This window comes from Streptomonospora sediminis, assembly GCF_054778995.1.
On record NZ_BAAGYZ010000091.1, the window covers coordinates 1 to 12,774 of the forward strand.

Genomic DNA, 12,774 nt, shown 5'->3' on the forward strand with positions numbered 1-12,774 from the left:
CACGGCGGCCCGGACGGCCCCGGCCCGCGCCCCGGTCCGCCGCGCCCGGTGAACGGGCCCCGCCCGCTGGCGGGGCCGCCGCCCGCGCGCCCCCACACCGGCAATCCGGCGCGGGCCGCGCTGGGTGATGGCCGCTTCCCGCGCCGCCCGCGCACCGAACAGCAGCACCTCTTCCGCCCCCAGCCACCGCCCGCCCAGCCCAACCCCCGCCCGGGCGCGGAGTCCGGGCCGCCGCGGCGCCGGTGGCGCCAAGGCGTCCTGGCGACGCCGCCGCCGGAGCGGGTGCCCGGACGCCGCCGCACGGTGCGCATCGGCGAACTGCTCGATGCCCGCGAGCCGCTGCCCCCGCTGCTGCGGCGCGGCCGGGCCCGGGCCCGCCAGCTCGCGCTGTTCGCCAACCCCAACAAGCACTGGGTCCAGCGCGGCCTGTTCACACCGCCGCGCCGCACGAGCCAGGACGGAGGCGACCATGGCAGCCGAGGGTGAGACCCAGCGGTGGCGGGCCCGCATCCCCACCGACATCGACCGCCCCGAACCGGTGGCCTTCGGGCTGAGCGGGCGCCAACTGCTGATCCTGGCCCCGGTCGCCCTCGGCGTGTGGGGCGGGTTCCTCGCGCTGAAGGACGTGCTGCCGGTGTGGGCGCTGGCCGCGGCGGCGGTACCGCTGGCGGCCGTGGCGCTCGTGCTGGCCCTGGGCCGGCGCGACGGGATGGGCCTGGACGCCTTCGCCCTGGCCGCCGCGTCGTGGCTGCGCGCCCCCAAGCAGCGCAGCGGCGCGCTGGCCGCCGTCGAGGCCCTGCCGCCGTGGGCGCCGTCCCGCCGCCGCGAGCCCCGGCTGGCGCCGCTGCGGCTGCCCGCCTCGGCCGTCGGCGAGGACGGCGTCATCGCCCTGGACGGGCGCGAGGCCGTCCTGATCGCCTGCAGCAGCGTCAACGTCCACCTGGCCTCCCAGGAGGAGCAGGACGCGGCCATCGGCGCCTTCGCCGCCGTCCTGGACTCGCTGGCCCACCCGGTGCAGATCCTGCTGCAGGGCCGCTCCCTGGAGCTGGCGCCCTACACGGCGATGCTGCGCGAGACCGCCGCGGAACTGGAGCATTCCGCACTGGCCGAGGCCGCCCGCGCCCACGCCGACTTCCTCGACACCCTGCGCACCCGCTGCGACCTGACCCGGCGCCAACTCGTGCTGGTGGTCACCGCCCGCCCCGGCGCCGCCGAGGGCCCGGCGCCGGTGGTGCGCATCGCCGAGGAGGTCGCCACCCAGCTCGGCGGCCTCGGCGTGAGTGCCCAGCGCTGCGACGGCGCGTGGGCCCGCCACCTGCTGGGCGAGGCCATGGAGCCCTGGCGCCACACCCCGTGGCGCCCCGCCCGATCCGAAGGAGACGTGTGAAACCCAAACGACGCCAGCCCCGCAGCGGCTCCCGGGTGCCGGAGGGTCCCGCGGTCCGCGTTCACCCGCGCCGCCTGGACATCGAGCACGGCTGCTGCCAGACCCTGGTCGTGACCGGCTACCCGCGCGAGGCCGGACCCGGTTGGGCCCAACCCCTGCTGTCCTACCCCGGCCGGGTGGACGTGGCGCTGCACGTGGACCCGGTGCCCGCCCCGCTGGCCGCCACCCGCCTGCGGCGCCGCCGCGCCCGCCTGGAGTCGGCCACCCGCATGGACGCCGAAGGCGGCCGGGTGGAGGACCCCCACCAGGCGGTGGCCGCCCACGACGCCGCCGAACTGGCCACCCGCGTGGCCACCGGCCAAGCCCGGTTGTTCCGCGTGAGCTTCTACCTCACCGTGCACGCCCGCACCCCCGAGGAGCTGGAGGCCGAAACCGCCAACCTGCGGGCGCTGGCCGCCGGGCTGCTCATCGACACCCACCCGGCCACCTTCCGGCCCCTGCACGGGTGGATCTCCACCCTGCCGCTGGCCACCGACGCCCTGGCCCAGGCCCGCACCATGGACACCGACGCCATCGCCGCCGCCCTGCCCTTCGCCTCCCCGGATTTGGAAGCCCGGCTGGGGCCCACCTCGGTCGTCTACGGCGAGAACATCCACTCGGGCACCCTCGTGCACTGGGACCGCTTCGCCGCCGACCTGGACAACCACAACATGGTGGTGCTGGCCCGCAGCGGCGCCGGCAAGAGCTACACAGCCAAACTCGAACTGCTGCGCTCGCTGCTGGTGGGCATCGAGGCCGCGGTCATCGACCCCGAAGACGAATACGCCCGGCTGTGCTCCGGCGTCGGCGGCACCCGCATCCCGCTGGGCACCGCCCAGGGCCGCATCAACCCCTTCGACCTGCCGCCGGGCGACGAGAACGCGCTGTCCAACCGGTGCCTGTTCGCCCACACCCTCATCGCCGCCATGGTCGGCGACCTGGACGCCGAGGAGGCCGCCGCACTCGATCGGGCGGTGCTCACCGCCTATGCCCGCGCGGGCATCACCCGCGACCCCGCCACCTGGCACCGTCGGCCCCCGCTGCTGGCCGACGTCGTGGGCGCGCTCGCCGAGGACGAGGACCAGGCGGGCCCGCACCTGGCGGGCACGCTGCGCCGCTTCGCCACCGGCTCGGCCGCGGCCCTGTTCGACGGGCCCACCACCGCGCCCACCTCCACCCACCTCACCGTCTACGCCCTGCGCCACCTGCCCGAAGAGGTGCGCACCGTGGGCGTCCTGCTGGCCCTGGACCGCATCTGGAACCGCATCGAGACCGCCCCGGCCCGCCCGCGCACCATCACCGTCGACGAGGGGTGGGTGCTGCTGCAGAACGCGGTCGGCGCCCGCTACCTCTACAAACTCGCCAAAGCCGGCCGCAAGCGCTGGTGCGGGCTCACCCTGATCACCCAGGACGTGGGCGACGTGCTGGCCACCGAACTGGGGCGGGCGATCGTGGCCAACGCCGCCACCAGCCTCCTGCTGCGCCAGGCCCCGCAGAACCTCGACGCCCTCAGCGACGCCTTCGGGCTCTCCCACGGCGAGCGCCAGATCGTCAGCGCGGCATCGCGCGGACAGGCGCTCCTGCTCTCGGGGGAGCGCCGGGCAGGGGTGCGCGCCCTGGCCTCCCCAACCGAGCACGACCTGGTCACCAGCGACCCATCCGAGGCGGTGACCAGCGACGACGAAGCGGACCCGGGGCCGGACCCCGCCACGGTCGACGCCCCGGACGAATACGCGTTCGAGACCACGGGCCACCATGCGTCGGCCGCCCCCGGCACCGCCGGGGGCGGCGAGCCCGATGACGAGGACGGCGACGGCACGGCCGGGGAGCGCGGATGGTGAGCCCGCCCGACATCGCCGGGCTGATGTCGGCGCTGCCCCTGGTCACGGCCGCCGCGGCGCCCTGCGCCGGGCTCCTCGCCACCGGTGTGATCGGGATCCGCCGCCTGCGCCACCGGCTGAACGAGCGCGGCGCCCGAGTCGTCGAGGTGCTGCCGCCCCCCGAGGCGACCCTGGAGGGCGCCCAGGCGTTCTGGGCCCACACGCTGGGGCTGCTCAAACCCCGCTGGCAGCGCGCCCTCCTGCAACCCCACCTGGCCTGGGAGTACACCGCCTCGGCCGCCGGCATCCGCATCCAGGTCTGGGTGCCCGGCACCGTCCCGCACGGAGTGGTCGAGCGCGCCATCGCCGCCAGCTGGCCCGGCGCCACCACCCGCACCCGCCGCCCCGCCCCGGCGGTGCGCCCCGGCATCCAGCACACCGGCGCCTGGCTGGCCCTGGCCCGCAACGACGCCTACCCGCTGCGCACCCAGTTCACCGACGACCCGCTGCGCGGCCTGCTGGGCGCGCTGGGCGACCTGGAACCCGGCCAGCGCATCTGCGTCCGGGTCTGCGCCCGCCCGGCCACCGGGTGGCGGGCCCGGCGGGCGCGGGCCACGGCCGCGCGCATCCGCGGCGCCACCCCCGCCCTCCTGCTCGCCCACGCCTTCGCGCCCCCACGCGGCCGGGCCGCGTCCTGGCCCGACACCGGCGACAACATCCGACAGATCCTCACCAAAGCAGGCGCTCCCCGCCTGGCCTGCCAGATCAGCTACCACCTGACCACCGACACCGCCGGGCCCGCCGCGGCCCAGGCGCTGCGCGGACGCGCCCACGGTGTGGGCGCCGCCTTCGCCGCCCACACCTCCGGCCCCAACCACCTCACCCGCCGCCGCATGGCGGCCCCCGCCCTGTGGCTGGAGCACCGCTACCTCTCCCGCGGCTACCTGCTCAGCACCACCGAGCTGGCCGCCATCGCCCACCTGCCCACCGACGCCGCGGTGCCCGGACTCGCCCGCGCCGGAGCCCGCCGCATCGCCCCCACACCCGCGGTGCCCACCGGAGGCCCACACACCCGCGTGCTGGGCGACGCCGACGCCGGCACGCCGCGGCCCATCGCCCTGGGGGTGGCCGAGGCCCGCCAGCACACCCACATCCTCGGCAAGACCGGCTCGGGCAAATCCACCCTCATCGCCAACCAGGTCCTCCAAGACGCCCAAGCAGGACGCGCCGCCCTGGTCATCGACCCGCGCGGCGACCTGGTCACCGACGTCCTGGCCCGCCTGCCCGAAGACGCCGCGGACAAGGTGGTGCTGTTCGACCCCGACGACCGCGCCGCCCCGCCCCGCCTCAACCTGCTCCAGGGCGCCGACCCCGACTTCATCGCCGACTCGGTGGTGGGCATCTTCCGCCGCATCTACGCCCACTCCTGGGGCCCGCGCACCGACGACATCCTGCGCGCGGCCACCCTGACCCTGACCCGCGCCCGCGACCCGGAACTGACCCTGGGCGACATCCCGGCGCTTTTGTCCGACGACGCCTTCCGCCACCACACCCTGGCGCGCCTGGGCCCCGGCCACGACGCCCTGGCCGGGTTCTGGCGCTGGTACGACACCCTGCAACCGCCGGGACGCGCCACCGTCACCGGTCCGGTGCTCAACAAGCTGCGCACCGCACTCCTGCGGCCCTGGGTGGCCCAGGTCATCGCCTCCGGCCCCTCCACCATCGACCTCGGCCGGCTCTTCGACACCGGCGGCCTCGTCCTGATGCGCCTGCCCAAAGGCACCCTCGGCGAGGACACAGCCAGCCTCATCGGATCCATGGCACTGGCCGCCACCTGGCAGACCGTCACCGCCCGCGTCACGCGCCGCGAGTCCGACCGGCCGGACCTGGGCGCCTACATCGACGAGTGCCACAACTTCCTCAACCTGCCCGGGTCCCTGGCCGACATGCTCGCCGAGGCCCGCGGCTACCGCCTCGGCCTCACCCTGGCCCACCAGGCCCTCGACCAACTGCCCGCCGAGCTGCGCCACGCCCTGGCCGCCAACGCCCGCACCAAGGTCTACTTCACCTGCTCACCCCACGACGCCGACCGGCTGGCCGAGCACACCATGCCCGAACTGGGCGCCCACGACCTCGCCCACCTCGGCGCCTACCAGGCCGCCATCCGCCCCCTGGTCGGCGCCCGCGAACAGGCCGCGGCCACCCTGCGCACCCGCCCCCTGCCCCCGCCCGAACCCGGCCGCGCCGCCCTCATCCGCCGCATCGCCCGGCGCCACAGCGCCCCCTACGACCCGATGCCCGACGAAGGGGACTTCCTGTGACCACACACGCCGATACCCCGCAGGTGCCCGAGGGCCGCCTGGCCGAACTGGCGCGCCTGCTCACCGACCGCGACCGCGCCATCGTGGCCGACGTGGGCGACCACCGCGTCATGACCACCCACCAGCTCGCCCGCCTGCACTTCACCGGACCGGCCACCTCCCGCGCGCGGCGCCGCCTGGCCGCCCTGCACCGCTACGGCCTCCTCGACCGGTTCCGCCCGATTCTGCCGCGGGGCACCGCCCCCTGGCACTGGGTGCTGGCCGCCGCCGGCGAACACCTCTACGCCGACATCCACGACCTCGACCAGCCCGCCCGGCGCCCCGGCAGCCGCATCCGCCTGGCCAACTCCGCCCGCCTGCGCCACATGCTGGGCGTGGCCGACTGCTACGTCGCCTTCCGCACCGCCGCCGACCTCCCCGGCGCCGAACTGGCCCGGTGGCGCACCGAGGACGACTGCGCCCGCCGCTGGGGGCGCCGCATCCGCCCCGACGCCTACCTGCGCTGGCACCAGCACGGCCGGGCGCTGGAGGCGTTCCTGGAGTACGACAACGCCACCGAGCACCACCAGCAGGTCATCCGCAAACTCCGCGGCTACACCGACCACGCCCGCGCCCACCAGCGCATCGCCCACATCCTGTTCGTCGTCCTGACCCCGGCGCGGATGACCAACCTCGCCGAAGTGCTGGCGCCCCACGTCAACGAGCACGTCCGCACCCACCTGACCACCGCCGGCCTTCTCCACGCCGAAGGACCGGCCGCACCGATCTGGCGGCCCGCCCACCAGCACGCCCGCCACGCCCTGTGCGACATCGCGCCATAGCCGCCACCGGCCCGCCGGGCGGATGACACACGACGCAGGGGAGGGAACCGGGAGTGGTCAAAGCCGCCATCGCCGCCGCGGCCGCAGTGCTGATGCTGCCGGTGCTGCTGGCAGCGGTGGCCGCCGGGGGCGCCACCCGCGGCGGCGCCCCCGGCGGCGTCCCCGGCATCCCGCCACTCGTCCTAGTCGCCTACGCCCGCGCCGCCGCCACCCTGGCACCCGAGTGCCCCGGCCTGACCTGGGCCGTGCTCGCCGGCATCGGCGCGGTCGAATCCGACCACGCCACCGGACACGACATCGACGCCACCGGCGACATCACCCCGCCCGTCCTCGGCCCGCGCCTGGACGGCTCCGGCGCCGGCGGCAACACCACGCCCCACCCCGACACCGACAACGGCCGCTGGGACCGCGACACCGTCTACGACCGCGCGGTGGGGCTCACCCAGCACCTGCCCGCCACCTGGGCCCAGCGCGGCCGCGACGCCGACGGCGACGGCGTCGCCGACCCGCACAACGCCTACGACGCCGCCCTGACCACCGCGGCCGGACTCTGCCGCAGCGATAGCGGCGGCGTCGACCTGTCCGACCGCGCCCAATTGCGCGCGGCACTGCTGGCCTACAACCGCTCCGAGCCATACGTCGAGGAGGTCCTGGCCGAAATCGACCGCTACACCGCGCTCGGCCACACGGGCGCCGCAGCTGCCGGTGCGGGCAGTGCCCAGGGCCGGGCCGCCACCGCATGGGCGCTGCGCCAGGTCGGCAAGCCCTACGTGTGGGGCGGCACCGGGCCCGCGGGCTTCGACTGCTCCGGTCTGGTCATGAAGGCTTGGCAGCACGCCGGCGTGGCCATCCCGCGCGTGACCACCGACCAGTACCGCATCGGCACCCCCGTCCCCCTCGACGGGCTGCGGCCCGGCGACCTCCTCTTCTACGACACCGGAGGCCCGGGCCCCGCGCCCGCCCACGTCACGATGTATGTCGGCGGTGGGAAGATGGTCAACGCCCCCTCCACCGGAAAGACGATCCGCGTCGAGCCGGTGGCCTCGGACTACTACAGCCCGCTGCTGATGGGAATCCGGCGGCCCTGACACCAGGGCGCAGGGCCCGAGTGCGGCACTCGACCGCCCTCGTTGCCGAACGGCGCCTCACCTCTTCCTCTGGTTATCGCGCCACCCCGGGCAGGGATTGCCGTCCGGACCCGGGTGCTTTACCGGGCGGAAGTCCTTCGTTTTGCGCACGGAGCTCCTGCAGCACGGACAAGTGATCTTGGTCTTCCGGCCTTCGGCGATGGTTGCAGGGCTGGGCACGGAACCCCGCGGATCCGAACCGCGGCAGAGTTTGAACTCGTAGCCCCAGCCCCTGGTTTCGGATATGTAGTGCCTCCGGCGCAGGCCGCTGCCGTCCTTGAGCAACGGGACCTGACGATCGCAGTACTTGCAACGGCGCTGAACCGCCATGAATCCTCCTTTTTCTTCGCCTGGACGAGTAGAAACCGTTCAGGCCAGTACCAGAACGGTGACTGGGGCAGAGATGAGGCAGCCCCAGCAGATGACGCGCTCGGGCCAGGTGCCTGTGGAGAATCGGGCGCGCCTGGGAAGGCCGAGCATCGCCCAGCGGCGCCCATCGATCGTGAAAGGCCAGGCCAGAGGGACGCCCGAGCGGGTCAGGCCATCGCCGAGTGCTCCGGTGAGCATGCCGGCGCCGACGACGATTCCGACGTAGAATCCCGGTGCGGCCCCGCTGTAGATCAGCGCCGCGGCGCCGAGCGCGGAGGCCACGGTGACCAGTGGCCAGCTCATCCATCGCCGGCGCCGGCGTCCGCGCCGGAGATTCTGGGCCAACCCCAGCAGGCCCAAGCCGAGGGTGAACCACAGCACCGCACCGAGTACGAACGTGCTCAGCGTGGCACCAAGTCCGGTCGGCGCGGGCGGACCCTGATGATGATGGTGGTGTGTGTGCTGGCTGCCGATGACGTCGCGGCCGGCGCTGACGTCGGTCTGCTCGACGCGCTCACCCTTGGGGGCGGGGAGTGTCATTCGCGGTCCAGTTTTCCGATCACGTCGCCCTCATCGGCGTGGATGTCGCGTTGGCGGATGCGGTCCCCGCCGGGCCCGGTGCCGCGGCCCTGCTTGCCGATGACGTTGCGCTTGGCGCGGATTTTGGTCTGGTCGATGTCGTCGCCGGATGCCCCGGTTGCGGGGGTCGACGGGTCCTCCGGGGCGGCGGGGCCGGCGACGAGGGCGCGTGCGAGGAGGCCGCCGGCCAGGGACAGGGCGCCGATGACGGCGGCGACCCAGCTCGCGTATTCCATGCCGTGCTGCCATCCGGCCAGTGCGACCGCACCGGCGACAAGTAGGGCGCCTACCGCGCAAAGGCTTCGCCAGATCCACGTCATGGCCGTCATTATCGCCGCGATCGTGGGTTCGCATCCGCTTGTTGTCACCGGTTCGGGGCGACCGGAACAGGACACCGGGTCGAGGGGAGGGCCGGGATTCTGTCGCGGTATCTCGGGAGGTCCGAGGTACCGGTCCAGGGGTGTTGGCGGCAGGCCGCGGGTGTGCCCGTCGGGCCCGATTCGCGGTCCCGGCCGGTCGGGCGGTGGCGGCGTGTGTGGCCCTGTGGCGGGCGCAGACGGGGCCGCTGGTGTGTTGGGGCCGGAACGCGGCGGGCCGCGGGGCTCAGCGCCTGTGGCGGGCGCGGGGGTGCCCCGGTGCCCCCGGGCGGGCGGGGTGGGTGGCCCGGTTGGGGGTGTGATCAGCTAATCCGATGGGGATCTTTGCGCTGGATCCGAGCTGGGGAGCGAGCACGGAGCGAATTCGGAAGACAAAAACGGGCGAATCGATGGCACCTGGTAAGTCGTGCAGGCCGTTGACCTGCGAAGACTCGGCGCACCTGGCAGGATTCGAACCTGCGACCGTCGGATTAGAAGTCCGATGCTCTTTCCACTGAGCTACAGGTGCCTAGTTCAATTGTGACCAGAAGTACCCGCCTGTAACGACATCGTGACCTGCGTGTTGGCGGGTCGTGTCGCTTGTGTGGGGGTGGGCCGTGCCTTGGCGGGCCGGGGGCTTGGGTGAGCCAGGCGGGCGGCTGGTGTGGTGACATTCTAGGGTATTCGGAAGATGTCACCCATCGCCGGGCAAAATCGTATCAACTACGGCCATTCGTAGTTGCGTCTCGTTAGCACCCGCGCTCCACCAAATCGGTCCCTACCCGGCCTCCTGGAACACGTTACCCGTGATTAACCGCAGGTGGGATGCCTGTTACCGGCGTTTCGCCAACCCGCCCCGAACGGGGTTCGGGGCGAGTGGCGGTGGAGGCGGCCTAGAAGACCCACCAGCCTCCGTTGATCAGTAGTTGCGTGATCATTGCGGCGGTCATCATCTTGTCTCCCCCTCTGGGTGGTGTTGCCGCGCTGGAGTGCGCGACATTGGGCACTCTATGTCGCTGTCCATTACTCTGTGTAATGATTTTCCGAGGTGCTGCAGGGGGGTGCGAACCGCCCAGGGGCCGCGCACTACCGTTGAGCGGGTGAAGAAGCAGGATCAACGCCCGACCTGGGTGAGCGCTGCGGGGCTGCTGTGCGGAGCCGGCCTGGACCGCGTGCTGCCCGATCCGCGCCGAGGGCATCCCGTGGCCGCATACGGCCGCGCCGCGGCGCGGCTGGAAGGGCTCCTCTACCGTCCCTCGCGCGTTCGGGGCGCCGCTTTCGCCGTGCTCGCTGTCGCGCCGCCGATGGCGGCCGGCTGGTTTGTGCAGACCCGGGCCTCGGCTCCGGTCGGTGCCGCGCTGACCTGCACGGCCACGTGGGCGGTGGTGGGTGGGGCGATGCTCGGCCGCGAGGCCGAATGGATCGCAGCGGCGTTGGAGACCGGCGACCTGGCGGCGGCGCGGCAGCGGCTGCCGCACCTGTGCGGCCGCGATCCCGAGTCGCTGGACGAGAAGGAGATCGCCCGCGCCACGGTGGAATCTGTGGCCGAGAACACCTCCGATGCGGTGGTCGCCCCGCTGTTCTGGGGTGCGTTGCTCGGAGTGCCCGGCCTCGTCGGCTACCGCGCGGTCAACACCCTCGATGCGATGGTGGGCCACCGGTCACCGCGGTACGAGCGGTTCGGTTGGGCCGCGGCACGGCTCGACGACATTGCCAACTGGGCGCCGGCGCGGCTGACCGCGGCGCTGGCCGCTGCCGCGGCCCCGATGGTCGGCGGCTCGCCCGCGCAGGCGCGCCGGGTCCGAGCGCGTTACGGGACCCGGCACCCCAGCCCCAACGCCGGGCACTGCGAGTCCGCGTTCGCCGGTGCGCTGGGGCTGCGCCTTGGAGGGAGAAACGTGTACCGATCCCGGGTTGAGTACCGTCCGGAACTGGGGGAGGGGCGCCGCCCGGACGTGGCCGATATCCGGCGAGCCGTTCGGCTGGCCCGCGCCGTCAACGCAGGCGCGGCTGCGCTCGCCGCCGCCGCACTGGCCGTAACCGGCCTGGCGCCGCTGCCCGCGCCGCCGTTGCCCGGATTCCGGCCCGGCATCCGGAGGAAGCCGTGATACGCCGCGGCCCCGCCGGCGCACCGGCGCTGCTGGTGGCGGGAACCACCTCCGACGCCGGCAAAAGCATCCTGGTGACCGGGATCTGCCGTTGGCTCGCGCGGCAGGGCATAAAGGTCGCCCCCTTCAAGGCGCAGAACATGTCGCTGAACTCGATGGTCACCGCCGACGGCGCCGAGATCGGCCGCGCCCAGGCCGCGCAGGCGGCTGCCGCGGGCATCGAGCCCTCCGCGGCGATGAACCCGGTGCTGCTCAAGCCCGGCAGCGACCGCCGCAGCCAGGTCGTGGTCCGCGGCCGGCCGGTCGGCGAGGCCGACGCGGTGGGCTTTCGCGAGTTCAAGGACCACCTGCGCGAGGTCGCCGTGCAGAGCCTGGCCGAACTGCGGGCCGAATACGACGTGGTGGTCTGCGAGGGTGCGGGCAGCCCTGCCGAGATCAACCTGCGGCCCGGCGACATCGCGAACATGGGTCTGGCACGGGCGGCCGACCTACCGGTGATCGTCGTGGGCGACATCGACCGCGGCGGTGTTTTCGCCGCGCTGCACGGCACGTTGGCGCTGCTGGAGCCCGCCGACCAGGCGCTGGTGGCCGGGTTCGTCGTCAACAAGTTCCGCGGAGCCCCCGAGCTGCTGGAACCCGGCTTGGACATGCTGCGCAAGCTGACCGGCCGCTGGGTCTACGGCGTCCTGCCGTGGGTGGAGGGCCGTTCGCTGGACGTGGAGGACTCGCTCGGCCTCAGCGCCGACCCCGGCCCCGCGGCCGCCCCTGTGCGGGGCCGCACCCTGCGGGTCGCGGTGGTGCGCACCCCGCGCATCAGCAACTTCACCGACATCGACGCGCTCGCGGTCGAGCCCGGCATCGATCTGCGCTTCGCCACCGCGGCGCACGAGGTCGACGACGCGGACCTGGTGGTGCTGCCCGGCAGCCGCGCCACCGTCGCCGATCTGGCCTGGATGCGTGAACGCGGGTTGGCCGACGCGGTGCTGCGGCGCGCCGCGGAGCGCCTGCCGATCCTGGGTATCTGCGGCGGGTACCAGATGCTCGCGCGCAGCATCCGCGACGACGTCGAGTCGGGCGCCGGAACGGTGCCCGGGCTGGGCCTGCTGCCCACCTCGGTCGTTTTCGGGGCCGAGAAGACCCTCGGGCGGCCGGTCGGGTCGGCATACGGGCATCCCGTGGCGGCCTACGAGATCCACCATGGGCGGACCGCGGTGGACGAAGGCGCCGCGGCCGAGCCGTTCCTGGACGGTTGCCGGTCGGGGGCGGTATGGGGGACCACCTGGCACGGCGCGCTGGAGAACGACGCGTTCCGCCGCGCGTTCCTCGCCGATGTGGCGCGGCACGCAGGCCGGGATTTCACCCCCGCTCCCGACACCGACTTCGCCGCCGAGCGCGCCGCCCGCATGGACGCGCTGGGCGACCTGGTGGAACAGCACCTGGACACCGGTGCCCTGCTGCGGCTGCTGGGCGAGGGCGCGCCCGGCGGACTGCCGGTGATCCCGCCGGGAGGGGCCGGCGGCTGAGGGGCGGCCGCCCGGCGGCCGCCGACCTGCCTGCCCGGCCGTGTTCGGTGGGGTCCGTCGCGAGCGGCGCACTCGTGTGTGGCCCGTGCCGGATACGCGAAGCGCCGTTGCGGCGCGGAGCTGCGATAGGGCCGCCCCTGTTCGGCGGGCTTCGCCATCGTGCCCGTCAGGGCTCGGGGAACGCCGCGAGAGCGGGATCGCTGCCCGAGACGGTCGCGCAGTAGGGCAGCGACCCGCCGAACATGCCCGTACAAGCCCTAGTTGTGATGTCCCGGGAGGTTGGTAACGCGGCTGGCGGGAGTGCGGCCGCCGATCCCGGCGTGG

Annotated in this window: 9 protein-coding genes, 1 tRNA gene and 1 pseudogene; 8 read left to right on the top strand and 3 right to left on the bottom strand. The window is 74.0% G+C overall.

Features of this window, described 5'->3' with window-relative positions:
• From ACYVD5_RS17745 to ACYVD5_RS17770, 6 genes and pseudogenes are all read left to right on the top strand, one after another.
• Positions 1 to 486, top strand: a pseudogene (locus ACYVD5_RS17745) (hypothetical protein); the annotation flags it as partial.
• On the top strand, positions 470 to 1,387 hold the full coding sequence (locus ACYVD5_RS17750; protein ID WP_461002182.1) for a PrgI family protein: 918 nt from the start codon (positions 470 to 472) through the stop codon (positions 1,385 to 1,387). The pseudogene ACYVD5_RS17745 and the gene ACYVD5_RS17750, both read left to right, overlap by 17 nt.
• Positions 1,384 to 3,267: a VirB4 family type IV secretion system protein gene (locus ACYVD5_RS17755; RefSeq protein WP_461002183.1), complete on the top strand. Its 1,884-nt coding sequence runs from the start codon at positions 1,384 to 1,386 to the stop codon at positions 3,265 to 3,267. The genes ACYVD5_RS17750 and ACYVD5_RS17755 overlap by 4 nt, the downstream gene beginning before the upstream one ends.
• Entirely contained in the window at positions 3,261 to 5,567 is a 2,307-nt protein-coding gene (locus ACYVD5_RS17760; RefSeq protein WP_461002184.1) for a type IV secretory system conjugative DNA transfer family protein, read from the top strand. Before ACYVD5_RS17755 ends, ACYVD5_RS17760 begins: the two co-directional genes overlap by 7 nt.
• The gene (locus tag ACYVD5_RS17765; RefSeq protein WP_461002185.1) at positions 5,564 to 6,388 is read left to right on the top strand and encodes a replication-relaxation family protein; all 825 of its coding nucleotides are present in this window, start codon (positions 5,564 to 5,566) and stop codon (positions 6,386 to 6,388) included. Before ACYVD5_RS17760 ends, ACYVD5_RS17765 begins: the two co-directional genes overlap by 4 nt.
• Positions 6,389 to 6,441: 53 nt before the next feature.
• Positions 6,442 to 7,476 (top strand): C40 family peptidase, encoded by a 1,035-nt coding sequence (locus tag ACYVD5_RS17770; protein WP_461002186.1) that lies wholly within the window; start codon positions 6,442 to 6,444, stop codon positions 7,474 to 7,476.
• A 408-nt stretch (positions 7,477 to 7,884) separates the two neighbouring features.
• On the opposite strand, the gene ACYVD5_RS17775 is transcribed toward ACYVD5_RS17770, so the two are convergent.
• The 3 genes from ACYVD5_RS17775 to ACYVD5_RS17785 all read right to left on the bottom strand — a co-directional run bounded on the left by ACYVD5_RS17775 (position 7,885) and on the right by ACYVD5_RS17785 (position 9,348).
• Positions 7,885 to 8,424, bottom strand: coding sequence for a hypothetical protein (locus ACYVD5_RS17775; protein WP_461002187.1), 540 nt, complete (start codon positions 8,422 to 8,424; stop codon positions 7,885 to 7,887).
• Entirely contained in the window at positions 8,421 to 8,783 is a 363-nt protein-coding gene (locus ACYVD5_RS17780; RefSeq protein ID WP_461002188.1) for a hypothetical protein, read from the bottom strand. The genes ACYVD5_RS17775 and ACYVD5_RS17780 overlap by 4 nt, the downstream gene beginning before the upstream one ends.
• A 492-nt stretch (positions 8,784 to 9,275) precedes the next feature.
• A tRNA-Arg gene (locus ACYVD5_RS17785) sits at positions 9,276 to 9,348 on the bottom strand.
• A 571-nt stretch (positions 9,349 to 9,919) separates the two neighbouring features.
• On the opposite strand from ACYVD5_RS17785, the gene ACYVD5_RS17790 reads away from it, so the two are divergent.
• Positions 9,920 to 10,927 carry a cobalamin biosynthesis protein gene (locus ACYVD5_RS17790; protein ID WP_461002189.1) on the top strand — a complete coding sequence of 336 codons (1,008 nt, stop codon included), beginning with the start codon at positions 9,920 to 9,922 and terminating at the stop codon, positions 10,925 to 10,927.
• The gene (locus ACYVD5_RS17795) at positions 10,927 to 12,450 is read left to right on the top strand and encodes a cobyric acid synthase (protein ID WP_461002190.1); all 1,524 of its coding nucleotides are present in this window, start codon (positions 10,927 to 10,929) and stop codon (positions 12,448 to 12,450) included. The genes ACYVD5_RS17790 and ACYVD5_RS17795 overlap by 1 nt, the downstream gene beginning before the upstream one ends.
• Positions 12,451 to 12,774: the final 324 nt, after the last annotated feature.